At 70.2% G+C, this 24,951-nt stretch carries 18 protein-coding genes; 6 read left to right on the top strand and 12 right to left on the bottom strand.

Annotated elements, in window-relative coordinates; all coding sequences use genetic code 11:
* Nucleotides 1-125 precede the first annotated feature (125 nt).
* Nucleotides 126-1,676 (top strand): YifB family Mg chelatase-like AAA ATPase, encoded by a 1,551-nt coding sequence (locus tag ACG2DA_RS02355; protein WP_395253854.1) that lies wholly within the window; start codon nt 126-128, stop codon nt 1,674-1,676.
* 121 nt (nt 1,677-1,797) lie between these two features.
* On the opposite strand, the gene ACG2DA_RS02350 is transcribed toward ACG2DA_RS02355, so the two are convergent.
* Nucleotides 1,798-3,315: a BCCT family transporter gene (locus ACG2DA_RS02350; protein ID WP_395253857.1), complete on the bottom strand. Its 1,518-nt coding sequence runs from the start codon at nt 3,313-3,315 to the stop codon at nt 1,798-1,800.
* Between the two features lie 611 nt (nt 3,316-3,926).
* Entirely contained in the window at nt 3,927-5,087 is a 1,161-nt protein-coding gene (locus ACG2DA_RS02345; protein WP_395253853.1) for a DUF1559 domain-containing protein, read from the bottom strand.
* 684 nt (nt 5,088-5,771) lie between these two features.
* Here ACG2DA_RS02345 and ACG2DA_RS02340 point away from each other — a divergent pair.
* Nucleotides 5,772-6,263 (top strand): hypothetical protein, encoded by a 492-nt coding sequence (locus ACG2DA_RS02340; RefSeq protein ID WP_395253852.1) that lies wholly within the window; start codon nt 5,772-5,774, stop codon nt 6,261-6,263.
* A gap of 15 nt (nt 6,264-6,278) precedes the next feature.
* Here ACG2DA_RS02340 and ACG2DA_RS02335 read toward each other — a convergent pair whose 3' ends face one another.
* The 4 genes from ACG2DA_RS02335 to ACG2DA_RS02320 form a co-directional block, all read right to left on the bottom strand.
* A complete protein-coding gene (locus ACG2DA_RS02335; protein WP_395253851.1) occupies nt 6,279-7,712 on the bottom strand; it encodes an amylo-alpha-1,6-glucosidase in 1,434 nt (477 codons plus the stop codon).
* Nucleotides 7,713-7,942: 230 nt separating this feature from the next.
* Nucleotides 7,943-9,112 carry a DUF1559 domain-containing protein gene (locus ACG2DA_RS02330; protein ID WP_395253850.1) on the bottom strand — a complete coding sequence of 390 codons (1,170 nt, stop codon included), beginning with the start codon at nt 9,110-9,112 and terminating at the stop codon, nt 7,943-7,945.
* Between the two features lie 371 nt (nt 9,113-9,483).
* The gene (locus tag ACG2DA_RS02325) at nt 9,484-10,638 is read right to left on the bottom strand and encodes a DUF1559 domain-containing protein (protein WP_395253849.1); all 1,155 of its coding nucleotides are present in this window, start codon (nt 10,636-10,638) and stop codon (nt 9,484-9,486) included.
* A 247-nt stretch (nt 10,639-10,885) separates the two neighbouring features.
* Nucleotides 10,886-12,175, bottom strand: a complete 1,290-nt coding sequence (locus ACG2DA_RS02320; RefSeq protein WP_395253848.1) for a polysaccharide biosynthesis/export family protein — start codon at nt 12,173-12,175, stop codon at nt 10,886-10,888.
* A gap of 497 nt (nt 12,176-12,672) precedes the next feature.
* Here ACG2DA_RS02320 and ACG2DA_RS02315 point away from each other — a divergent pair, with 497 nt between their 5' ends.
* From ACG2DA_RS02315 to ACG2DA_RS02300, 4 genes are all read left to right on the top strand, one after another.
* Nucleotides 12,673-14,667 carry a glycosyltransferase family 39 protein gene (locus ACG2DA_RS02315; protein WP_395253847.1) on the top strand — a complete coding sequence of 665 codons (1,995 nt, stop codon included), beginning with the start codon at nt 12,673-12,675 and terminating at the stop codon, nt 14,665-14,667.
* Nucleotides 14,668-14,675: 8 nt separating this feature from the next.
* Complete coding sequence (locus ACG2DA_RS02310; protein ID WP_395253846.1) at nt 14,676-16,061, top strand: glycosyltransferase family 4 protein; 1,386 nt, start codon at nt 14,676-14,678, stop codon at nt 16,059-16,061.
* 131 nt (nt 16,062-16,192) lie between these two features.
* Entirely contained in the window at nt 16,193-17,293 is a 1,101-nt protein-coding gene (locus ACG2DA_RS02305; protein WP_395253845.1) for an SPFH domain-containing protein, read from the top strand.
* A 17-nt stretch (nt 17,294-17,310) separates the two neighbouring features.
* The gene (locus ACG2DA_RS02300) at nt 17,311-17,610 is read left to right on the top strand and encodes a hypothetical protein (RefSeq protein WP_395253844.1); all 300 of its coding nucleotides are present in this window, start codon (nt 17,311-17,313) and stop codon (nt 17,608-17,610) included.
* Nucleotides 17,611-17,730: 120 nt separating this feature from the next.
* On the opposite strand, the gene ACG2DA_RS02295 is transcribed toward ACG2DA_RS02300, so the two are convergent.
* The 6 genes from ACG2DA_RS02295 to ACG2DA_RS02270 form a co-directional block, all read right to left on the bottom strand.
* The gene (locus ACG2DA_RS02295; protein WP_395253843.1) at nt 17,731-18,960 is read right to left on the bottom strand and encodes an LL-diaminopimelate aminotransferase; all 1,230 of its coding nucleotides are present in this window, start codon (nt 18,958-18,960) and stop codon (nt 17,731-17,733) included.
* A 74-nt stretch (nt 18,961-19,034) separates the two neighbouring features.
* Nucleotides 19,035-20,357, bottom strand: coding sequence for a hypothetical protein (locus tag ACG2DA_RS02290; protein WP_395253842.1), 1,323 nt, complete (start codon nt 20,355-20,357; stop codon nt 19,035-19,037).
* Nucleotides 20,354-21,571 carry a hypothetical protein gene (locus ACG2DA_RS02285; RefSeq protein ID WP_395253841.1) on the bottom strand — a complete coding sequence of 406 codons (1,218 nt, stop codon included), beginning with the start codon at nt 21,569-21,571 and terminating at the stop codon, nt 20,354-20,356. Before ACG2DA_RS02285 ends, ACG2DA_RS02290 begins: the two co-directional genes overlap by 4 nt.
* Before the next feature lie 150 nt (nt 21,572-21,721).
* The gene (locus tag ACG2DA_RS02280) at nt 21,722-23,173 is read right to left on the bottom strand and encodes an MFS transporter (protein ID WP_395253840.1); all 1,452 of its coding nucleotides are present in this window, start codon (nt 23,171-23,173) and stop codon (nt 21,722-21,724) included.
* Between the two features lie 160 nt (nt 23,174-23,333).
* Entirely contained in the window at nt 23,334-23,777 is a 444-nt protein-coding gene (locus ACG2DA_RS02275) for a hypothetical protein (protein WP_395253839.1), read from the bottom strand.
* A gap of 49 nt (nt 23,778-23,826) precedes the next feature.
* Entirely contained in the window at nt 23,827-24,792 is a 966-nt protein-coding gene (locus tag ACG2DA_RS02270) for a PepSY domain-containing protein (protein WP_395253838.1), read from the bottom strand.
* Nucleotides 24,793-24,951: the final 159 nt, after the last annotated feature.

The following is a 24,951-nucleotide window of genomic DNA, read 5'->3' as shown; positions in this document are numbered from 1 at the left end:
CGCTCCCGCCCTCGGCGGCCGGGTCCGCCCGCATTTGCACGGACGAGCCGCCGGTCGCACAATCGGCGCACGCTCACGCCCGTTCACCGTCTCGACCGCCGTTTCCCCGGACCCGGACCGCCGCGATGCTGGCCCAGTTGCGGAGCTATTCCCTTTACGGCATCGACGCGGAACCGGTCGCGGTGGAGGTGGACATCTCCCCCGCGGCGCTGCCGAAAACGACGCTCGTCGGCCTCGCCGAGGCCGCCACCCGCGAGAGCACCCACCGCATCGAGCGGGCGCTGGTCAATTCGGGCTACCAGCGGCCGATTGATCGAATTGTGATCGCCCTCTCTCCGGCGGACCTGCCCAAGGACGCCCCGGGGTTGGACCTGCCGATCGCCCTCGGCACCCTCGCCGCCAGCGGGCAGTTTTTATCGGAGCGATTTGAACAATACGCCGCCGTGGGCGAACTGGGGCTGGACGGATCGCTGCGGCCGATCCGCGGGGTGCTCAGCATGGCCCTCGCCGCCCGCCAGCAGGGGCTGCGGGGCATTCTCGTCCCCGCCGAAACGGCCCGCGAGGCCGCGGTGGTGAGCCAAATTGAAGCGATCCCCGTCGGCTCCCTCGCCGAGGCGGTCGGATTTTATACCGGCGAATTGAATATCGACCCGCACCCCTTCCGCTGGGAGGACGCCGTCGCCTCCGACGAGGGGTATACGGTCGATTTCGCCGACGTGAAGGGGCAGGAGTTCGCCAAACGGGCCGTCACCGTCAGCGCCGCCGGGGCGCATCATCTCTTGATGATCGGCCCGCCCGGGACCGGCAAGACGTTGTTGGCCTCCCGCATCGGCACGATCCTGCCGCCGCTCTCGGCGGAGGAGAGTCTTCAAACCACCCGCATCTGGAGCGCGTTGGGCAAGCTGCGGGACGGGCGGAGCCTGGTGTTGCAGCGGCCGTTCCGCACCCCGCACCACACGATCAGCGAGGCCGGCCTGGTCGGCGGCGGCAGCGTCCCGCGACCGGGGGAAATTAGTCAGGCTCACAACGGCGTGTTGTTTCTGGACGAACTGCCGGAATTTAATCGGAAGACGTTGGAGGTGCTCCGACAGCCGTTGGAGGAGGGCCGGGTGACGATCAGCCGGGCGATCGGGACGCGGGAGTTTCCGGCCCGGTTTATGATGGTGGCGGCGATGAATCCCACGCCCAGCGGCTACCACGCCGAGGACGGCGCCGGCCGCCGGGCCGACAACGCCGCCGCCGTCGAACGGTATTTATCGAAGATCAGCGGCCCGCTGCTGGACCGGATCGACATTCACCTCGAAGTTCCGCAGGTGCCCTTCCGGGAGCTGTCGAACAAGAAGCCCGGCACGAACAGCGCGACGATGCGGGCCCAAGTCCTCGCCGCCCGGGAGCGGCAGCGGGACCGGTTCGACGCCGACCCGGAGACCCGCGGCAAGGCGATGCTGAACGGTCGCATGAGCGCCCGCCAAATCCGCCGCCACTGCGAACTAGACGCCGACGCGGAGCAATTATTGAAGGCCGCGATGGAAGAAATGGGCCTCTCCGCCCGCGCCCACGACCGCATCCTCCGGGTCGGCCGCACCATCGCCGACCTGGACGCCGCCGAGAGAATCGGCCCGGGCCACCTCAGCGAGGCGATCAACTACCGGGCACTGGATCGGAAGTTTTGGTGAGGGCGGGCGTCGCTCGCAGGCTCGCCCCGTGCGGCTCCGCTGACGCTCCGCCGGCCGGTGAGAGAGAGCACGGCGCCCGGCGTCGAGCGGCGCCCCCCACCGGCGATCGGCAGCGCCTGGCTCAGAGGCCCGCCAGCTCTCGCAGCCGTTTGCGGAGACGTCGTTCCTCCGCCTGCTCGGCGTGCCAATCGTGGCGCACCGCGCGCCACATCGCCAGGGCCATCAGCAGGATCACGAAGGTGAACGGGAGCGCGAAGACGATGGTCGCGGTCTGCAAACCCCTGACCCCTCCCGCGAGCAACAGGCTCGAGGCAATGCCGGCCACCAGCAGGCCCCAGAGCGCCTTGACGCGGGCGCTCGGATCGGGACTTCCCCCGGTGCTCATCATGCCCAGCACCAGCGTGGCCGAATCGCCCGACGTGATGAAGAACACCAGCACCAGGACGGTGGCCACGGCCGACAGCGCCGTGCTCATCGGCAGGGCGTCGAACATGGTGAACAGCGCGGTCGACACGTCGGCCTCGACGGCCTCGGAGATCGGCGCCTGCTGCCAGATTTCCAGGTTCAGGGCCGCGCCCCCGAACACGGAAAACCACACGAATGCGGCGAGCGTCGGCGCCAGCACGGTGCCGAAGACGAACTCGCGGATCGTGCGTCCGCGTGAGACGCGCGCGATGAAGAGGCCGACGAACGGCGACCAGGAGATCCACCACGCCCAATAAAAGACGGTCCAGTCGCCCACCCAGGCGCTGTCGCGAAACGGCGTGGTCCGCAGGCTCATGCGCACGAAATCGCTGAGGTAGGCGCCGAGCGTGGAGGTGAAGGTGTCGACGATCGCCACCGTCGGCCCCAGCAAAAATACGGCCGCGGCGAGCAGGCCCGCGACCACAAGGTTGATGCTGGACAACCACTTGATGCCGCGTTCGACGCCGGTGACCGCCGAGGTCAGGAACAGGGCCGTCGCCACGCCGATGATGACTAATTGCGATGTGACGCCCACCGGCACGCCGAACACGCGGTTCAGGCCGCTGTTGATCTGCATGGCGCCGATGCCCAGCGAGGCCGCCACGCCGAAGGCGGTGGCGATGACGGCCAGCACATCGAACAGAACCGAGAGCTTGCGGACAGGAGCCCAAGGCAGCGACGAAGTGACCGTGCTGACGAGCGCGGCGCCGTTGCGTCGAAACTGGAAGAAGGCGATCGCGAGCGAGACCACCGAGTAGATCGCCCAAGGATGCAGGCCCCAGTGAAAAAAGGCGTAGCGCATCCCCGCGTTGGCCGCCTCCGGCGTGCCGGAGGCGATGCCCGGCGGCGCCGAGGCGTAGTGCGACATCGGTTCGGCCACGCCCCAAAACACCAAGCCGATGCCCATTCCGGCTGCGAACAGCATGGCGAACCAGGCGAAGGCCGAGAACTCGGGCTCTTCATCCTCGGTCCCCAGCCGAAGGTTGCCGAAGCGGCTGAACGCCAGCCAGAAGCAGAACGCCACGAGCGCCAGCACGGCCCACAGATAAAAAAAGCCGAAGTTCCGCGTGATTTGCGCCAGCGCCGCGTCGGAGACGGACGCCATCGACTCGGGAGCGATCAGGCCCCAGACCACGATGATCGCAATGAGTCCTGCCGAGATCAGTAGTTGCATGTCGTCCTTCGTGAGCATGGTCTGGAAACCCGTTTGACTGGGCTTCGACAGACCACAGTAACAAGGACGACGTCCGCAGCGGCGGGGGGCGCTGGCGGGGCAAGGCGACGAGGGACCCGTGGGACCCTCGCCGGCTTCTTGATCCCCGCTCCCGCCCCATGAGCGTCTTCGATCCCGACGGCCTGATCGAGACGGTATCGAGACGGTCAAGGGGGCCGGGGTTTCGGATCGCCATTCGATCCACGGGCCGCGGCGCTGGGCGCGGAACGGGCTGTACTGCGCCCGCTCCTGCGGGGCCTTCGCGGAGGTACTCAACGGGCGGTTCGTCGAGCTCGCCGGGCGCCGTGCATTCACGGGCCGGGAGCGGTCGCGGACGGGCGGGTGAGCATGCCGGGTTGCGTCACTCGTTGAGCGACGTCGCACGCCGCTCGCATGCTCACCCCGTCCGGCTCCGCTGACGCTTCGCCGGCCGCCCCCCGACCCGGTCCCCGCAGCTCAGTTGCTCACGACGAACGAAGCCCCTGTCGGACGGGGCCGTTCGAACGAAAACGCCCGCTCCGGGTCGGCTCCCGGGGCGGGCGGGCGTTCGGCTCGCGGGGCGAGTCGTGCGGTCAGAACTCGCCGACGACTTCGCCGCCGTTACGCGTCCCCAGAGCGCCCCAGGTGCCGTAGGGGCTGGGGCCGAAGGTGGGGTTGGTCGCGGTGAGGTCGCCGGTGTCGATGGTGTCGGAGATGAACTGCACCGAGCCGTCGCACAGGGCGACCTGCACGCCGCCGGTGTGGTAGCTGCCGGCGGCGTACAGGCCTCGGCCGCGGCGGAAATACCACTCCGTATCGGCGGCGCAGGAGGGGCCGTTCGGCGGGCCGACCGTGTGGAAGCCGCTGTACTCCGTGTACGCCATGTTCCAGGCGATCCCGCGGCTGGCTTCGTAGCCGGCGGAGGCGCTGTAGAAGCCCGGGAGGGAGGGGTCGACGACGCTGGGATTCTGGTAGCAGTTGGCGGAGGGATCTTCGTAGCCGCCGTTGACGACGGGCATGCTCACGCCCTCGGCGATGCCGCTCTGGAAGGTGCGGTTGGTCCCGCGACCGATTTCGCCGAACAGCAGGGTGCTGGTGGCGCCGTCCCTCACGTCCCGCAGGCCGAGGTGCAGGTTCGGGTCGCCGACGCTCCAGACGCCGATGCCCATGCCGCGGGACCGCTGGGTGGCTTCGCTGGTGCCGTTCTCCTGCCAGCCGAGGCCGTTGTCGCCGTGGTTCAGGCCGTAGTTGGTGTCCGCGATGTCCTTCGGCTCGGTCCCGTCGGACGGGCACAGCAGCGTGGCGAACTGGTAGCGGTTCGGCTCGTACGGGTCGCCCCAGTCGTCGGGACGCGGCCAGTAGCCGAACGCCGGCTGCATGTCGCCGGTGGTGGCCGGGTCGCCGTCGGCGTCCCGCGGCTTACTGATCTGGTTCCAGTAGGCCGTCTGGTCCAGGAAGGGGGCGAGCATCGGGAAGGTGCTGACGAACCCTTCGTTGGAGCCCGAATCGCCCGTCGTCCCGCCGGACGCCGCCGGGAACACGTTGTAGGTGGAGTGATAGTTGTGCATCGCCAAGGCCAGCTGCTTGAGGTTGTTTTGGCACTGGCTGCGACGGGCGGCCTCCCGGGCCTGCTGCACGGCCGGCAGCAGCAGGGAGACGAGGATCGCGATGATCGCGATGACGACCAGCAGTTCGATCAGCGTAAAGCCCGATCGACCGCGGCGGGGACGCGCCGGGGGGGAGAGAAACGACATGGAAGCCTTTCAGGAGTGCGTAGCGACTCACTGAACGGGACGACCGGGAGCGCGACCGGCAATTCCGCGGGGAAGGAGGATTGTGGCCGGCCGAGGCGCCGTCGTGCTGAGAGGGGGCGCCGTCCGGGCGGTCAACGACTTTATGCGCGGCTTTCGCCAAAACGCAAGGGCCGTCGTTTGTTGCGGAAAATCTTTATGCGTAGAGTTTTTCCTCGATAAACAGGGTTCAATGCGTTTGGGGCGGAAGGGGTTTGGCATGACGCCGTATTGATGCTTTAAGTGCGTCATCCGGCCGCTCGCGACCCCGGCGGCGAGGCGGGTATAACGAGGCTCGGACACCCCCGCGGCCGGAGCCTCGCCCGCCGAATTCGGTTCCCGTTTCTACCCGTTCCCTCCGCTCCGTACGCACCTCCGATGACCGTCCCGACCGCCTTTCGACGCCCGCCCCGAATCGCCGTTTACGCCGCGACCCTCTGTCTCCTCGCCGGCGCCGCGGGGTGCGGTGGCGGCGTGGAAGACGGCGACTTGGAGCCGACGGAAGCCACGGCCCCCGCAGAGCTCCGGGAGGCGCCGCACTCCCCGCCGAGTTCCCCGTAGGGGGGCGCCGGCCCGTCGTGCTGGCGCCGGGGACGGGGGTGGCGGAAAATCGGCTCCCGCCGCCCCGTCCCTGTCCCCGTCCCGTCCATGAGCCTCTTCGATCCCGACGGCCTGATCGAGACGGTCAAGGGGGCCGGGTTCTCCGACCATCATTCAATCCACGGACCGCGGCATTGGGCGCGGGTGGAGCGGAACGGATTGTTTTGCGCCCGCTCCTGCGGGGCGGACGCGGAGATCGTTACGCTGTTCGCCCTGTTTCACGACTGCCGACGGCTCAACGACGGCCACGACCCGGACCACGGTCGCCGCGGCGGGGCCTTCGCGGAGGAACTCCACGGACGGTTCTTCGAACTCGCGCCGGACCGGCTGGAGTTGTTGGTCGAAGCCTGCGCCCGGCACACGGACGGGGCGACGACCGACGACCCCACCCTCGGCGCCTGTTGGGACGGCGACCGGCTCGATTTGATTCGGCTGGGGATCGCGGCGGCGCCGCACTACATGTCCACGCCGGCCGGACTCGAAATCGCCGAGTCCGGCCGGCGGGACGCGCTGGACGCGATCGCCCCCCGCGTGCTGTGACCGCGGCGGGGGCCGCTACACGGCCCGCACGTCCAGGCCGAACTCCGTCGCGGCGAGGTCGATCAGCAGGGCGGCGGACCAGCTGAAGTTCTCGGCGCCGCCGCCCTCGCCGGTCTCGGCGTCGTAGTGCTCGCGGAAGCCGCTTTTCGCGGGCAGCCGGAGCATGCTGTCGCGGACGACGCTTTCTTCGCCGGCCATTCCGTAGCGGCGCAGGCCGGCGTGCAGCAGCCAGTCGACGTTCATCCAGACCGGGCCGCGCCAATACCCGTCGGCGTTGTAGTCGGGGTGGTCGCGGTCGAAGGAGGCCACCGCGTAGCCGACGCCGTCGGCGCAGCCGTCGGCGCAGGCGTTGAAGCTCGCCGACCGCATCGCCTTTCGCATCGGCTCGACCCGCGCCCGGTCCGGGATGCCGGCGAACAGCGGGGCGAAGCCGCCGGCGACCCGCCGGACGAACGGCTCGTCGGCGGCGAGGTCGTAGTTCCGATACATGCTCGATTTCGAGCACCAGAGGTTTTTATTGAGATAGGCGCGGGTCGTCTCCGCCCGGCGGCGGTGGTCGGCGTCGTCGGCGCCGACGCGGCGGGCGATCTCGGCGAGGTCCTGCTCCGCCCGGGCCAGCAGCGAATTGAACAGCACGTCCTCGACCCGGAAGGGGAACGCCCCGCCGTCCGGGCCGCCGCCGCTCCGCAGGCGATCCTCGTCGTAGTCGCAGGCCTTGGCCAGTTCGACCAGCAGCACGTAGCGGTCGTAGGTGGCGTCGTCGGGACGGCTGTCGGGATCGGCGTGTTCCCGGTCGCTGCGTTTGTAGTCCGGCAACAGGTCCTCGGGGACGTCGATCCGGCTCAGCGGCTCGTCCCACAGGGGGGAATTGTCCATCCCGCTTTCCCACGGGTGGCGAATATAAACCAGCCCGTTCCCGTCGACGTCCCGCTCTCGATACAGGTAGTCGTGCCAGGCCGCGAGCTTCGGGTGCATCTCCCGCAGCCAGACGGCCGCGGCGGCGGGGTCCGGGTCGCGGTCGGCGACCTGCAGCACGGCGGTCGCGTGCACCGGCGGCTGGACGAGGCCGCTGGTCTTTATCGGCGTGCCGTCTGCTTTCCGCGGGGCGTGCGGGCTGCGGGCGCTGTCCCACCAGTCCGGCCCGGGGAAATAACCGTCGTCCCCCTCGCTGAACACGATGTGCGGCAGCAGGCCGTTGGCCCATTGTCCCTGGAACAGCGTACGCAGCTCCTGCTTCGCCGCGGGCACGTCGTAGTGCGACAGACCGATGGCGATCAAGGCGCTGTCCCAGCTCCACTGGTGCGGATAGAGCCCCGCGGCGGGAATGGTGCGGTCGCCGCGACGGTTGTCGCGGAGCAGCGCCTTCGCCCGTCGCACCAGATCCGGCAAATCGACTCCCTCCGGGGCGGCCTGCGGCGGGGGCGTGCGGTCGGACGGGGGGGCGGTCATCGACGAACCTGCGGAACGATTCAGGGTTCGATCCTATCCCCCCGCCGTCCCGCGACCGGCCCGGGGCCGCCCGTCGGAGCTCAAAACCGCCCCCAAAATACGCAAAACCGCCCGCCCGGGAGCGTTCCCGGGCGGGCGGCGTGAAACGTCGCCGAGCGGTCGGCGGGGCGTCCGGGATCGAACCTGGCCCGCGGTCCGCCGCTCCGTCCTCGCCGTTTAAAACTCGCTGCTCAGAACTCGCCGACCACTTCGCCGCCGGCCCGGGTGGCGAGGGCGCCCCAGATGCCGTAGGGGCTCTTGCCGGAGGTCGGCGGGGCCGTGGCGGTGACGCCGGCGGTGGCGGCGTTGATCGTCTCGGAGATGCTCTTCACGCTGCCGTCCGCCATCACCACCTGCACGATGCCGGTGTGATAGGAGCCGGCGCTGAGGATGTAGCCCTCGGCCGACGGGTTGGCGCTCCGGGAGGTGTCGTCGTGGCCGCAGCTGGGGCCGTTGGGCGCCAGGACGGCGTTGAAGCCGCCGAACTGGCCCTCGGCGCTGTTCCAGGCGTCGCCGCGACGGGGCTGGAAGTTCGTGAAGGGGCTGACGGTCGGGTTCGGGTAGAAGCCGGGGTTGTTGGCGTCCGTGGCGGCGGTCAGGCAGGCGGCCGGGTCGACGAAAACGTTCCGCGTCGTGCTGTTGACGTACCCGCCCTGCCACTCCCGGCCGGGGGCCGGGCGGCCGATCTCGCCGTAGATGATCGTGTTCACGGTGCCGTCGCGGGCGTCCCGCAGGCCCAGGGCGCGGGCGGAGACCCACATCCCGCGGGCGACGCTCATGTTGTTGGTGTTGGTCCGGGTGCTGTCGCCCATGCAGTAGCCGTAGTTCGTTTCGCCGATCTCGTTGCCGATCGGGGCGGCGGCGGGGTCCGAGGGGCAGAGCAGGGAAGTGATCTGCGTCCGCCACGGGGGGTAGGTGTTGGCGGTCTCCGAGTAGTTCGTATAGGAGGCGCCGTTGGCGTTCGGATTGCCGAACGCCAGGAACGAGGCCGTGGTGGCGGTCGCGCCGCTGCCGGTCGTGATCGTCAGCGGCTTGCTGACCTGCCCCCACAGGGCGGTCTGGTCGAGGTACGGCAGCAGGCCGACCAGCGGCGACATCATGCCGTGGCAGACCGAGCGGTCCGATTCGCCCGTCCCGCACAGCGGGAAGACGTTATAGGCGCTGTGATAATTATGGAGGGCCAACCCGATCTGTTTGAGGTTGTTCTGGCACTGGCTGCGGCGGGCCGCTTCGCGGGCCTGCTGGACGGCCGGCAGGAGCAGGGAGACCAAGATCGCGATGATCGCGATCACCACCAGCAGTTCGATCAGCGTGAAGCCGGTCCGGACGGACCGCCGGACGCGGGATGCGGGAGAAGCCAACGAGGACTCCGTGGGAGGCGCCGACCGCCGGAGGGGCGACGGCAGGGAAGAGGGGGAGGAATCGCCACGTTCCGCCGGCGAAGACCCGCCGCACCGGAAGAGATCGATTTACGAAGCGGGGAGTCTACTTCGCCCCCCTGTCCCCGCAAGATTCGTCCGGAAGCGAGAATCCCTGGTTCTGCGGGTCGGGAAAAATCTGAAATCGGGCCGCTTCGGGAAAAGTCGGCGTCGGTGGACCGGCGGCGTGATCCGCAGCGCCTCAGGCAGGGTTGGCGCCGGTCCCGAACGAACGCCGCCCGCCCGGGAGGTCCCGGGCGGGCGGTGCGCTCGACGTTCCTTCGGCCCGCGGGGCCGAGTCGTACGATTCCGGCTCAGAATTCGTCGACGACTTCGCCGCCGGTGCGGGTGGCCAACGCCCCCCAGACGCCGTAGGCGCTCTTGCCGCTGGCGGCCGGCTGGGGCAGCGTGCTGCCGGTGCCGGTCTGGGCGTTGATGGTCTCGGAGATGCTTTTCACGCTGCCGTCGCACATCACGACCTGCACGATGCCGGTGTGATAGCTGCCGGCGGACACGATGTAGTAGTTGCCGTTCTGACCGGGCGAGGCGCCGCGGGCGTTGTTGTCGTTGGAGCAGCTGGGGCCGTTAGGGGCGAGCACCGCGTTGAAGGCGCCGTACTGGTTCTCGTTGGAGCACCAGGCCCGACCGCGTTCGGCGTGGAACGTGGTGTAGCTGCCGCTCGCCCCGGTGGGGTAGTAGCCGGGGTTATTGGGGTCGGTGGAGTCGTTTAGGCAGGCGTTGACGTCCACGCGGCCGGAATCCGCCTGGCCGTTGGACATCACCCCGCCCTGCCAGGCCCGTTCGGGGGAGGGCCGGCCGATTTCGGCGAACAGCATGGTGTTGACCGTACCGTCGCGGGCGTCCCGCAGGCCGAGGCAGCGGCCCCAGGACCACATCCCGCGGGCCCGCCCGAGGTCGTCGTCGTGCAGGATGTCGCTGTCGCCGGCGTTGAAGGCGTAGTTCGTCTGACCGAGTTGATTGCCGGTGGGCGCCGGGGCGGGGTCGCTCGGACAGACCAGCGCCGGAATGACGGTCCGCCACGGCGGATAATTACCGGCCGGCTGCGAGTAATTGGAGGTGTTGGCCGGACCGAACGGGCCGAAATCGGGCGTGCCGTCGTTATTCGTGTCCAGCGGCTTGCTGACCTGATTCCAGAGGGCCGTCTGGTCCAGGTACGGCAGCATCCCGACGAACGGCGACAGGTTGCCCCACCCGCCGGCGCTCCGGAAGCTCGGGCCCATCCCGCACAGCGGGAAGGCCTTATGAGCGCTGTGGTAATTGTGGGCCGCCAAGCCGATCTGTTTGAGGTTGTTCTGGCACTGGCTGCGGCGGGCGGCTTCGCGGGCCTGCTGCACGGCCGGCAGCAGCAGGGAGACCAAGATCGCGATGATCGCGATCACCACCAGGAGTTCGATCAGCGTGAAGCCAGATCGCGCAGGTCGGCGACGCGGTTGGATCGGGGACGACATGAAGAACTCCGGGGGAGGGAACGCCGCTGGCCGGAGGGCGCCGCGGCAGGGAAAAAGGCGAAATGCCCGAGGAAACGCGAGGGCGACGCGCCGTCGCATCGTGCATCAACTTACAGGCATGCGTTCCGCGATGCGTCGGTCCAAAACGCAAAACCGCCGGACCGGTCAGTGACCGGCCCGGCGGGCGTTCGTCGCGGGGCGGGACGCGGGACGCGTCGCCTGCCCGAGGGAGTTCCGTCGAGGAAGCTCAGAAACCGTTCGCGGGCACTTCCAGCACCGGCAGTTCCGAATCCCACACCGGGGCGGGGGGCAGGGCCGCCCGGCCGACGGCCAGATCGTCCAGATCCGGCAGGTCCGGGATCTCCGGCGGCAGCGGGGCGGGGTCGGTTTCCTCCGCCGGGGCGTCCGGGGCGGCGGGGTTGTTCGGCATCGCCGGGGCCGCGGGCGGTTCGGTCGTCTCCGGGGCGGGCGTGACGGGCGCCGGGGCGGCGGGCGGAGCCGCGTCGGCGGGGTCGACCTCCGGCACGTCGATCGGATCCGGGGCCGGAGCGGGGACCGGGCCGAAGTCGCCCTCGTCCTCCACGGCCGGGGCGGGCGCCGGCGGGGCGACCAGTTCGTCCAGGCCGGCCGCCTCGGCGCCGAAGGGGCCGGGGTAGTCCAGGGCGCTCACGCCGGCCCGGTCCGGGCACATCGCCGCGTAGCGGGTGGGGGTGGGGCAGGGCTTGGCGTCGGGGCCGCAGCCGAACTGCGGGGTGCAGCGGCACAGGTCGCACTCGTCGTCGCAGCCGAAGAACTCCGAGATCGTGTCCTTGCAGCCGCGGCTGGGCACGAAGATCCGGTCGCCGGGCAGAATCTGGTAGTTCGTCGTACTGTCGCCCATCTGCACGAGGTGGTCGTAGCAGACCGGCAGCACGGTGCGGCAGTCGGCCGGCACCGACGGGCGGGCCAGGATGATGTCGCACCGCTTGGCGTTATCGGTCAGGCCGCCGGCGGTCAGGATGGCGTCCAGCACGGTCTCCCGGCCGGCCAGCTGGAACACGCCCGGCGTCTGCACGGCGCCCAGCACGTAGTACACGCTGCCGTTCGGATCGATCAGCCGCACGTTGACCTCGGCGGCGGTGGGGTCTTCGGCGATCGCTTCGGCGAGGACCTCGTCCCGCTCCGCCACCAGGGCGATGCGGCGGGCGACGACCTCTTCCACCTCGGCGACGCTCAGCCCCGCGACCGGGGGCCGGCCGAACCGACCGAGGTCGATCGTGCCGTCCGGCTGCACGGGCTGATCGGCGGGGAACCGCAGCGGGGTGTCGAACCGGGCCGGCTCCACCAGCACCGTGTCCCCCGGGGCGAGCCGGTAGGTGGGCAGTAAAGTTTTGGAGAACTCCCGCGGCACCTGGGCCGGCTGCGGCACAGAGCGGCGGGCCATGTCCGCCTGCGGGGTGAGGGGGTCGGCCTGACTCAAACCGCTCCCGGCGCAACCCGTCAGGGAGGCGGCGAGGCCCGTCGCGATCGCCGCGACCGCCAACGTGCGGCGGGCCAACAACGAGCGACGAAACGCGGACCGGAGAATGCGGCCCGGGCGAGAAAGGGGCGTCCGTGCCATGACTACCGCCGGGGGGAGGGAAACGAGACCGGCCGCGACGATGCGGCGTTGTCAAGTCAGATCGGCCGCCGCTCGCAATTCCGCCAGCCCGGGACGGGCGGTGGCGTCAGGCCGTCCGCCTGCGCCATGATGGGGGGACCTCTCGGGAAGGGTGGGTAAACTGGAGGGCCGTTCCGCCCCGGGCCTTCGGGGGCGGACCGCCCTGGGCCGAAGGATCGGCCGGACGCCGCGACGCTCCCCGGGCCGCGGCCGCGGTCCGGCTCGCCGGATTGTGCGGACGCCCGCGGGAGGCGCCGTCCGCCCGACGGGCCCCGGGCCGCCCCGCGCGGGATTACCGCTTCCGCGAGTGTTTCTCCCGTCTTAACCTCACCTCGCCCGCGGATGCGGGTCGATCCCTCTGGCGAACCTGACCGCGCCTGCCGTCACCGCCTTCCATGTCCACTGTTCCCCCCCCGTCGAAAGTCGGCTCGACGGCGGCCCCGTCGACCGATCCGGGCAGCCGATCCCGGCTGTGGTGGGCGACGTCGGCCGTGGCGTTGGTCGCCGTGGCGACCCGCGGGGCGTTGGCGTGGCAGTTGGACGCCGTCTGCCGCGACGCCCACTTCTACGAGATGCTCGCCGACCGGATGCGGGCCGGCGATCTGGACGGGGCGTTCCATAAGATTGAGTTGAACCTGTACGTCGCCGTGCTCGCCCTGTTGCGGGCGGCAGGGGAGGCGACGGGCTTCGGGGGGACGAACGCGGCGCTGGCGTGGGGCGTGCTCGTGGCGGGGCTGACCGTCTTCCCGCTGTTCGATTGGTGGAAGCGGCAGTTCGGGGTCGGCGTCGCCGTCGCCGGGATCGCCACGTTCGCGGTGCACCCGGCGTTCACGGAGACGGGCGTCGAACCGATCCGCGACGGGACCTTCTGGTTGCTGGTCGCCTGCACCTTCGCCGCCTGCCACCGGGCCGCCGAGCCGCAACTCAATCCGCCCGCCGGCGGCGGGCCGACCCCGCCGCGCTGGCGCTGGTTCCTGCTGGCCGGGCTGGCGGCGACCGCCGCGACGCTGACCCGCACCGAGGGCTGGTTGCTGTTCGCGGTGCTGCTCGGCTGGACCGCCGTGGCGGCGTGGCGGCGCCCCGCGGATCGTCCGCGGCTGTTGGGCGGGGCGACGGCCGCGGTGGCGACCGTCCCGGCGACGCTGCTGGCCGTCAACCTCACCCTGCTGCACGGCCATTCCCGATGGGAGTGGGGCCGGCTGGCCGTGCTCCGCCACATGTTCCGCTGGACCCGGCGGAAGCTGATCGGAACGCTGGCCAATAGCCCCGCCGCCGATCCGGCGGCGCACGCCGACGCCGTCGCCCAGGCTCCGGTCTTTCAGGACGCCGCCGTCGCCGCCACGGACCCGCACGCCCTCACCAGCGCCGCCGAGGCCGGCGACCCCCTGTGGTTGGTGTACGCCGAGGGCCTGCTCGGGGCCTACAAGCCCGTGTTCCTCCTGCTCTGCGGGGTCGGGCTGCTGTGGTACTGGCGGCGGATGCTCCGGCCGGACGCCCTGCCGTGCTGGTGCGTATCGCTGGGCGTGATGGCCGCGGTGTACCAGCGGCTGGCGCAGCACGGGGAGATCAACGGGCGGTACTTCCTGCTGCCGGCGCTGCTCTCCCTGCCGGTGGTCGGGTTGCTGTTGAACGACGCGGTCCGCTGGGCGTGGGCGTTTCTGCCGAGCCGGGATCGGGCGGGGGCGGTCCGGTCGCCGGTGCGGCGCTGGTGGCGGACGGCGTTCGTCGGGACGGCGCTGAGCGTGTTGGCGGTCCTGCACGTGGTCGACGGCCAGCAGGCGGACCACCCGGGCCGCGACGCGGAGCTGCACGTCGCCGCCGTGCTGGGGGACCGCCTGGAAGAGTCGCTGGCGAACGAACCCGCCGCCGCCCCGCGGGTGTGGGGCGTCGGGGCGGCCGCTCGGCTCGTGAAGGAGATGGAACGGGGGTTGGAGGACCGGGGGTTGGACGGCGAGGTGCGGACCGCGTTCGACGGCGTGCCGATCGAGGAGGCCGCGGCCGCCCGCCCGGACCTGATCGTGCTGCCGCGGAACTCCGGGCGGTCGTTCGACTTCGCCCTGACCGGGCCGGAGTGGCTCGCCGCCGGCTTCCGGGTGCTGCCCCCGCCGCCCGTGCACAAAGGCCGGCTCAACGAGCGCGAGATCGCGGAACGGAACATCTGGAACGGGCTGGTCGTGCTCGTGCCGGAGGACGCCGGCCTCGGCCGGACGCCCGCCGCCGCGACCGCCGCGGACGCCGCCGGCGCCCCCCCCGGCCCCTCGGCGCCGGCGACGCCCCAATCCCCGACCGAGCCGCAAACCGGCATCCGCGCGGCGGCGTCGTCCCGCGCCGCGCGTTACGCTGGCGCGCTCGACGGCTCCGGCCCGCCCGAATTCTCTGCGAGGCGCTGACCGTTCCGATGCCGCTCGTCCCCCTCGTTCCGCTCTCGCCCGAGACGCTGCCGTTGTTGTTCGCCCATGTCTCCATGGCCGGCGCCTTCGGCGAGCCGTGGCTGGACCCGTGGGTCTGGGCCGTGCTGTCCGGCATCACGGCGCTGGCGGCGGCGGGCGCCGGGGTGATGCGCTGGCTCGCCCCCCGGGTCGGCGCCGTCGACGCCCCGGACGGCGGCCGCAAGCTGCACCGTAAAGTCACCCCCCTGTGGGGCGGCGTGGCGGTGGCGACCTCCTTCGTGGCGGGCGTGGCGGTCTTATACGCCCTCGGCCGCACCCCCGCGGGGCCGGCCGCTCACCTCTGGGGCCTCACGCTGACCGCGGGGCTGTTCTGCCTCGTCGGCGCCTGGGACGACCGCCGCCCGGTCCGGGCCCGCACCAAGCTGCTGGGCATGATCCTCGCTGCGTTGCCGTTCGCCCTGCTCGGCCCGCCGGTCGCCCAACTGGAACTGCACGGCTACGTCCTCCGGTTTTCTGAATGGGGTCTGTGGGGGCAGGTCGGGGCGGTGGGGTTCACCGTGGTCTGGCTCGTCGGCTGGGCGAACGTCGTGAACCTCTCCGACGGGTTGGACGGGCTGGCCTCCGGCGTCGGCTGGATCGTGGCGATTTCCATCGCCGTGCACGGCGGGTTGATGGGCCAGTGGGGCGTGACCACGCTGGCGCTGGCGTTCTCCGCGGCGGTGTTCGGCTTCCTGCCCCACAACCTCCCCACCAAGCGGGCGAAGATCTTCCTGGGCGACTCCGGCAGCCTCTCGATCGGCGCCTGCCTGGGCATGCTGAGTTTGTGGATCGAAAGCAAAACCTTCAGCGGCGTGACGTTGATCGGCGTGCTGGCCGCCGGCGCCGTCAGCGGCTGGGACGTGCTGACCGCGATGGCCCGCCGCAAGCTGTCCGGCCAGAGCATCGCCGCCGCCGACCGTCATCACCTCCACCACCGCCTGCAGGACCGCGGGCTGAGCGTCCGCCGCACGCTCGCGGCGATTCTCGGGATGACGGCCCTCACCGCCGCCGCGGGCGTGATCGGGGCCCAGTTGCGGACGCCCTGGCTGGCCCCGGCCGTCTGTGCGGCGCTGTTCCTCACGCTGGCCGTCGCCAAGGTGTTCGGCCATCACGAAGCAGCCCTGCTGGGCGCCTGGGCCGGCGCCGCCTGGCAGCGGCGGACCGAATACGGCCTGCGGATCGTGCGGCCGTCGCGCTTGGACGACCCGTCGCCCGCCGACGCCGAACCCCCGTTGGACGTCGAACCCCTGTGGGACGCCGAGCCCCTGTTGGACGCCGAGCCCCGGTCGGACGCGGACTCCGCCGTCGACGAACCGACGCCGGTCCATCCCCACGCCGCCCGCCGCGCCGCCTGAGGCCCGTCGGCCGGGTCTTCGGTCCGGGCGCCGTCGCGGGCCGCCGTTGCGAGTTCGGCCGCGGGAGGCCACGATCCGGGCTCCCCCGGATCTCCCCCGGCGTTCCTCCACCCCTGCAGCGGTACCGTTCGATGGGCCTGTTTGATCGACTCCGCGGCGAACTCGTCGACATTATTGAATGGGTGGACGACGACCGTCACACCCTCGTCTGGCGCTTCCCCCGCTACCGCAACGAAATTAAGAACGGGGCCCAGCTGATCGTCCGCCCCGGGCAGACGGCGATCTTCGTCGACAACGGCCGCATCGCCGACGTGTTCGAGCCCGGCCACTACACGCTGAACACGGACAACCTGCCGATCCTCTCCACCCTCAAGGGGTGGAAGCACGGCTTCGAGAGCCCGTTCAAAAGCGAGGTCTACTTCGTCTCCACCCGCACCATCGGGGAGCTGAAGTGGGGCACGCCGAACCCCATCATGCTGCGGGACGACGACTTCGGCCCCGTCCGCCTGCGGGCGTTCGGCACCTACACCCTGCGGGCGCTGGACCCGCAGGTGCTGCTCAAGGAACTCGTCGGCACCGACTCCGCCCTGGAGACCGGCGAGATCACCGAGTTAATGCGCGGCGTGGTCGTCAGCGCCTTCGCGGACCTGCTGGGCGAATCCAAGATCGCGGCGCTGGATCTGGCCGCGAACTATCGGGAACTGGGCGACGACCTCGCCAAGATCGTCAACGAACGGATCGACGACGAATACGGCCTCGAAGTCCCGCAGCTGTATATCATCAACGTCTCTCTGCCGGAGAGCGTGGAGAAGGCCCTCGACGCCCGCAGCAGCATGGGCGTGATCGGCGATCTCGGCCGCTACCAGCAGTTCCAGCTGGGCAACGCCCTCGGCCAGCCGGGCGGCCCCGGCGGCGGGCTGGGCGAAGGCGTGGGCCTGGGCCTCGGCTTCCAGATGGCGAACCAACTGGCCCAAGGCAACTCGCAGATGGCCCCGGCTCAAGCGCCGGCCCCCCCGCCGCTGCCCGGGGCGACGATGTGGCACGTCGCCGCGAACGGACAGCAGAAGGGCCCGCTGCCCCAACCGCAATTGGAGCACGCCGTCCGCAGCGGTCAGGTCGGCCCGGACGCTCTCGTCTGGACCAACGGCATGTCCGGCTGGGAACCGGTCAGCAAGGTCCCGGCGTTCGCCAATCAGTTCGGCAGCGCCCCCCCGCCGCTGCCCGGCGGGTAGTTAGCCACAATCGATCGATGACCGATCAACCGCTAAAAATCGTTCTTTCAGGTGAGTGGCTGTACGACGGCGCCACGCCGATGACCGTCCACGTCGTGCAGATGGGCTACGACTATTGGTATGAGTTGGCGAAAGCCGACGATCAACTGGAGCCTGACGAGAAGCCCGATCTTAATCCGGACGGCGTGCGGTTCGATTTACTGTTCCGCACGCTTCCAAAATCTCCGCGGCATCCGGACCGCGCAGGCGGTCTCTCGGTGGATGAGGCGAAACGCCGAGCGGAGCAGTTGTTGCCCACTCCAATCCAGTGGCGATAGAAAAATCGACACCCAGAATTCAGGTTCAAACTAACCCGAAGCGTGAGCGAGGGCGGCGGCCGCAGGCCGGCGGGGGCCGGTTCCCTCGCTCACGCTTCGGGTTAGTAATTCCTCACCCCCTCACAGCGCCGCTTTGATTCGCTCCAGCGCGGTCTCGACGTTCTCGCGGCTGTTAAAGGCGCTCAGGCGGAAGTAGCCCTCGCCCGCGGCGCCGAAGCCGGCGCCGGGGGTGCCGACGACGTTGGCGTCGTTCAGCAGGCGGTCGAAGAACTCCCAGCTGCTGAGCCCGCCGGGCGTCTTCAGCCAGACGTACGGGGCGTTCTTCCCGCCGTAGACGTCGATCCCCACCGCGGAGAGGCCCTCGCGGATCAGCGTGGCGTTCTCCATATAGAAGGAGACCAGCTCCCCGGTCTGCTGCTGGCCGGCGTCCGAGTACACGGCCGCGGCGCCGCGTTGGACGATGTAGCTCACGCCGTTGAACTTGGTGCTCTGGCGGCGGTCCCACAGCTTGCCGATGGGGATCTCCGTGCCGTCGCTCGCCGTGCCGGTCAGCCCTTCCGGCACCACCGTGAAGGCGCACCGCACGCCGGTGAACCCGGCGTTCTTGCTGAAACTGCGGAACTCGATCGCGCAGTCGCGGGCCCCGTCGATCTCGTAAATGCTGCGGGGCACGTCCGGATCGGTGATGAACGCCGTATAGGCCGCGTCGAACAACAGCAGACTGCCGTGCTTCTGGGCGTAGGCGACCCACTCGGCCAGATACTCCTTCGAGGCGACGGCCCCCGTCGGGTTGTTCGGGTAGCAGAGGTAGACGACGTCCGCCTTCTCCTCCGGGATGGCGGGTTGGAAGTCGTTCTCGGCGGTCGCTTCAAGGTAGATCAGCCCTTCGTAGCGGCCGTTTTCGTCGGCCGGGCCGGCGTTGCCGGCCATCACGTTGGTGTCCACGTAGACCGGGTAGACCGGGTCCGCGACCGCGACTTTATTCGCCCCGTTGTCGGCGAGAATGTCGAGGATGTTGCCGCAGTCGCACTTGGAACCGTCGGAGATATAGATCTCCTCCGGGGAGACGCCGAGGCCGTTGAAATCGTGTTCGGCGATCGCCTCCCGCAGGAAGGGGTAGCCCTTTTCCGGGCCGTAGCCGCGGAAGGTGTCGCGGTCGCCGAGTTCGTCGATCGCGGCGTGCATCGCCTCGCGGATCGCCGCCGGCAGCGGCTCGGTCACGTCGCCGATGCCGAGCTTGATGATCGACTTGTCCGGGTTCGCCTCCTGAAAGGCCCGCACCCGCCGGCCGATCTCCGGGAACAGATACCCGGCTTTGAGCAGGCGGAAATGATCGTTGACGCGGGCCATGGGGGAGGTCGGAAGTGGGATCTCGGATGTCGGATGGATTCGCCGCGACCGGAGGGAGCGTTCGCGGGCGCCCATCATGGGGCTTCCGCCGGCAGGCTCAACGCCCGGGGGCGGGCGTTGAGGAGGAAGTCGTCGGCGAACCGCCTCACCCGTTCGTCGCCCTGATAACCCGCCGCCGTTCCGCTGTCCGTCTCCCACCGAGCCCCCGGGGAGAGGACCGTCAGCGACGGGTGGCGGACGCGGCCCCGCAGCACGTCGGCCACGACCAGGCCGACCCGCACCCGCGGGTCCTGTGGAACCGGCGCCCCCAGCCGCTCCAGCCCGCGGCGGTCGTAGTCTTCCGGCATGTCGTGACCGAACGGCCAGGTCCCGTCCGGGTCGTACCGCCGAATCTCGGCGAGCGTCATCGGTCGAATCACCCGGGCCTTCGGCACGCCCCCGGCGTACACCGCCCACCCCGGCCACACGTCCCAATACCCGCTGCGAGTCCCGAACGGCAGTAGCACGGCGGCCGCGATCAATAACCCCGCGGGCAAAGCCCGCGGACCGGCGGTCCGCAGCGTCGTCCACAGCGGCACGCCCTCCGACTTCGGGGCCGGCCAGAACAGCAGGAACTCGTGGGCGAGGAAGAAGGCGTTCCACAGCAGCACGCCCCAACTCTGATCGAGTTTCCACAGCGTCGCCACCACCGACGTGTGCATGAACACGGCCGCGATCAGCCCCACCCGCCGCAGGCTCGGTACGGCCAGCAGCACGGACAGGGCGATCTCCCACGCCGGCACCGCGAAGGCGATCGCCGAGACGGCCTTCTCGTCCAGCCCGTTCGCCTCCACCCCGAACAGCGACAAAAACCCGCCCATCAACCACGACCCCGGCCCCTCGGCGAAGGCGAGATCGAGCTTCGACAGCCCCGAATGAAACAACACCCCCACGGCCAGAACCCGCCCCAGCGTCACCGCCGCCCGATCGCCGGTCTCCGACTGCGGGCAGAGGCTCAACACCGCCCCTAACAGCAGGAATTGATACGCCCAGACCTGAATGCGGATCTGATTGAGAGCGAGAGCGAACGCGAGGGACAGGGTGAACAGGGCAGGGGCGAGGGCGAGCGCCCAAGTGAGCCCGAAGCGCAAGCGAGGCGCGGCGGCGTCTCCCCTCGCTTGCGCTTCGGACTCACGGGAAACCGCCATCCCGACGGCCCCGACCACGATGCCCGCCAGCGCGATCCAATCGCACCACGCCGGGGCGGGAATCAGCCAGGCGAATAACGGCAGTTGGGGAAAACTCGTCGGCGTCGGCGGGAGCCACAGCGGCCAGGTGACGCTGATCAACACCAGCGTCGCGGCGCCGGTGAGCCGGGTCAGCCAGAGGCGGCGGACGACGATCGGCAACGTCTTCATCGCAGTCGGACCCCGCCCTGGGTGAAGAGGAAGATCAGGCCGCACGCGATCAGCCCCGCGACCACCGCCAGCGTGATTTTAATCCACGAATACGGCCGCTCGCCCGTCACCCGGCCGGTTACGGCGTTGACGAGCACCTGGTGCGGTTCGCCTTTGTAGCGGTAGGCCAGCATCCAGACCGGCAACAGGAGGTGCTTGAAGGTCACGGCGCTGTGCCGGACGTCCATCGAACTGATCCGCTGTTCGTCCCCGCCGATCCGCCGGCGGACGTCGTACTCCAATTGTTGCCGCATGCGGGCGTCGGCGAGCTGGAAGCCCGGTTCTAACTCCACGTCGTAGGTGCGGACGAGGAACCCGGCGAGCAGCCGCTGGTCGTAGGGGTTCACCTTCGGCAGCGGCCACGGCTCCAGATCCTCGGCCAGGCCGCGACTGACCGCGTCGCTGGCGACCACCAGCGTGTCGTCGAAGAACCGCTCGAAGGCCCCGCTCGCCGGATACCACCGCGTTTTCCGCACCCGCCGCTTTTTGTCCCCGGTGCCGACGGTGACCCAATAATGCTCCCCCCGCTGGCCGTGATACCGGGTGAACGTGAGGGAATCGAACGTCCAATAGGGCAGATAGACGCCGTTGAATTTGCCCCGCACGCCTCGCTTTCGGAAATCGTTGGGGGCGAACCAGCGGCTGGCGACCCACTCCTTAAGGTTCTTCGCGGCCTGTTTTTCGGAGACCTGAAACGGCAGCACGCCGTCCAGGGCGATGCGGCTTTTCGCCTGCTCGGCGGCGTCCAGTTGCAGGGGCGTGGCGCAATAGGGGCACTCCGTGCCGGTGACGGTGCCGGCGAACAGCACCGTGCCGCCGCAGCTTCGGCACCGCACCTCCCGCATCTCGTCGTACTGGTGCGAGCCGGCGTCGTGCGTCTCCCGCAGGCGGGTCAGCATCGCCTGGAAGTCCCGCTCCTCGACGGCGGCGTCTTCGGCTTGCTCGACCGTTTCCTCCGCCCCGCAGAAGGGGCACTTCAACCCCTGCGAGCCGATATGGAACTCCAGCGCCGCCCCGCAGGTCGGGCAGGGGAAGGTGCGGCCCTTGCCGCGGTCCGTCAGGGCGCCGGCGAACCGGGTGGAGCCGTGCGGCTGCTCCTCCGGGGAGCGAGCCGGGGCGGGAACCGGCGGCGGGGCTTGCGAGGGAACCGGCGGGGGAGCGGGGGCGTCGGACATGGCGGCTCAGAAACTACCAGTCCGGGTGGCCTCCGTCGGCCGTCGACCGCTGGCGGTTTCTCGTCCCGACGCTCTGCGTCGGGACGCACGGGACGCACGGGCCGCACAGCCGCCGGACGCTCCGCGTCCCGAGAGCGTGATCGGCGTCCGTCAGCCCCGGACCGGCGGGCGGAGGAACGGGGCGGAGAGGGCGACGGCCGCCAGCAGGCCGCCGAACAGCAGCAGCGCCGGGTTCTCCGAACCGAGCCGTTCCCGGCTGAGGGCGACCAGCACCGGCCCCGCGGCGCACGCCGCCACCACGAGCGTCTGCACCGACCCGCGGATCGCCCCCAGCGCCCCGACGCCGAAGAACCGCGGCCACAGCACGTTCATCGTCACCGTCAACAGCCCCTGGGCGGAGCCGAACGCCGCCATCATCCCCCAGGCGAAATACCGGTCCTGAGCGACGAACAGCAGCCCGCAGCCCGCGGCGCCCAGCAGACCGACGACGCTCAGCAACAGCCGCGGCGGGACGCGGTCGGCCAGCACGCCGCCGAGGAACTGCCACCCCGCCATCATCCCGGCGAACACGGTGAAGCAGACGGCCGCGTCCGCCTCGCTCACCCCCCGTTCGCCCAGCATCGTGAGCAGGTGATAGAAGATCGCCGTCGCGATCATTCCCCACAGGCCCTGCACGGCCGCCCCGTACCAGAACTGCACGGTGCGGTAGGCCTGCGAGGCGGTGAGGGAGGCCCGCACGGTGTTGGGGCTGTTCTGCACGCCCGGCACGGGGCCGGCGGCGGCGTCGCCGTCCAGTTCCGACGCCCCGGGGGGCGGTTCGTCCGGGGAAACGTCCGGGGCGTCGCCGTCGACGCGCTGGCCGACGTCCGCCGGGCGGTTCCGATAGACGAAGAACAACACCGGCAGCAGAATCGCGGCGTTCGCCAGCCCGAGAAACAGGTAGCCCCGCCGCCAGCCCAGCCCGCCGAAGCCGCCGGTCTCCGCGGCGTCCACGGAGCCGGAGACGACGAGAATGAACACCGCCGGCAGAAAGGCGATCGCGGCGCTCTGCCCCAGCGCCACCAGCCCGCCGGCCAGACCGAGGCGGCGGTCGAACCACATTGCCGGGGTGTTCGAGGCGACCAGCGTCAGCGCCCCCTGACCCAGCGTTCGCAGCAGAAAGAAGCCCAGCGCCAGCACGACGAGGTTCGGGGCGGAGCCCGTCAGCGCGCACCCCGCGGCCAGCCCGACTACCAGACAGATCGCCACCGCGCGCAGGCCGTATTTGTCGATCGCCAGCCCCACCAGCGGCAACGGCGTCGCCGCGACCAGCGAGGCGACCATGTACGTCAGCGACAGGGCCGTCTCCGAGACGCCCAGATCCGCCAGGATCAGCGGGTTGAACACGCTCACCCCGTAAGTCTGCCCGACGCCGGTGCCGGCGTGCAGCAGGGCCGCGACCGGCACCATCAGCCAGCCGTAGAAGAACCCCGTGCGGGGCTTCGCCGGCGGCGCCGGGGCCTTCTGCGGGGCCGGCTCCTTCAACCGGACGGCGACGTCCGGACGAATCGGGGTTCGGGACGGAGGAGCGGCGGCGGGACGATCCGCGACGGCGGTGGGCACGGGGGACGTTGCGGGACCGGGGGCGGGCGGGGGGCCGGGGTTCGCCTCCCGGGATTGGCAACGGGGGGAGCGCGGGCGACCGACGGCGGCGGGAGTGGAGATCTTTCACGCCCCGCCGACCAGAGCAACCGCTCGCCCGCCGCGGCGGACCCAAACCGGCTCAATCCACGTTCGCCAATGGATCGGTCCGGTCGGTCTCCAACTCGAACAACCGCCGCACGTCCGGCCGGGTGAGGACGCGGTATTCCCAGACGACCAGAGCGAGCAAAGCGCCGACGACGCCGAGGCCGACGAGCAGAGGCGCTTCCCCGGCCGGTTCTCCGGACAAAGTGACGTCGAGTGGTCCGCCTGAGGCGACCAGCGCCAAAATGGCGAGCGGGATCAGGATCATCTCGATCCAGAGCAGGACCAACCCGCAGGTCCGCCAGCCCGAACTCAGTCGCAACAGGCCGGGACCAATAAATAGGCCGAGCACGCCGAAGTTGAGACTGATTCTGCCGTTCAGCAAGGCGGCGAGGACGTCCCAGGCCGCCAAAGCCCCGGTGATAATAAATAGCCAGGCGACGACCTTCAGCGCCGTCGGCAGGGGGCGGACGTCCGTCATTTCAACTCTCAACGGGTTCTCATTGAAGCCGGCGAAGCCGTCGGCGTTCCTACAGCTTCGTGCTGGCGTAGTAGTGCTCCATTCCGAAGTACATCACGGCGGCGACTCCGACGCTGGCGGCCAGCACGCCGGCTCCGATGAGGCGGGTGCGTTTGATCGTCCACCACATCACCAGCCCGGTCAGGCCCCAGCCGACCATCGCGATCGCCATCGCGTCCACGAACAACGACCAGACGAACCGATAGTTCCAGTGCGGCGGCTGGCCGTGCGAGGTGTGCAGCCGCAGGAAGAACGCCCGCGGGTTCATGCCGTCCTCGCCGGTGTAGCGCTCCACGTCGACGTGCCCGTCCTTCAACACGTACGTCACCCGGGCCGGCTCGCCGTCGACGGTCGCGAGGTAGTTTAATTTCGTCCAACCCAGCGGCCGCGGCGGGTTCTTCGCGTCGATCCCCGCTTTTTGCAGAACCGTTTGGGCGTCCCGCCGGCTGGACAGGAACGGGTCTTCGGGGAGCTTGAGGTTCGTCGCTTTAATCAGCGCCTCCGGCCGTTCGTCGTTCTCCGGGAAAGTCTCCACGGTGGCGGCCCCGGTGATCGGGTCGAGGTGCACCACCCGGCGGGCGCCACCCTCCCAGGTTTCGAACATGAGGTCGCCGGTATATTCCGGTACGCCGTCCGGGTGCAGGGCGACGGTCGCGTCGGCGGCGTGGGCGTCGAGGGCCGCGGTGACCTGCTCCGCGAGTTCCTCCGGCGTCGGCAGGCCGGTCAGCGAACCGCCGGCGTCGACGGGTTCGATCGTCGGGTGCGGAAATAAATCATGATGATTGAACATCGCCCCGGTCACGCCGTAGAGGAACACCCACGGCAATAAAAACAGACCGGCGTAGAGGTGCACCCGGCGGACGAGGATCAGCGCCCGCGTCTTGAGCGAACGCGGCCGGCGGACCGGCTGCGGCCGCTCGGCCGGGGCCTCGGACGGGGCGGCGGGCGACGGTTCGACCACAGACACGGCTTCCACCCGGGCGGGAACGCGGAACGCCGGCGAGCTTACCGATCCGTCCGCCGCCCCGCGATTCGCGGACGCCGAGACGCCGTTTCCAGACCAGCTCGAAGCGTCAGCGAGGGCGAGCGGGGCGCCCGCCGTTCTGCGGAAGGCCCTCGCTGACGCTTCGGGTTG

The organism is Alienimonas sp. DA493 (genome assembly GCF_043951915.1).
In the GTDB taxonomy this organism is placed as follows: Bacteria; Planctomycetota; Planctomycetia; order Planctomycetales; family Planctomycetaceae; genus Alienimonas.
Note: the sequence above shows the minus strand (reverse complement) of the source record. Positions and strands in the feature narration are given on the sequence as shown.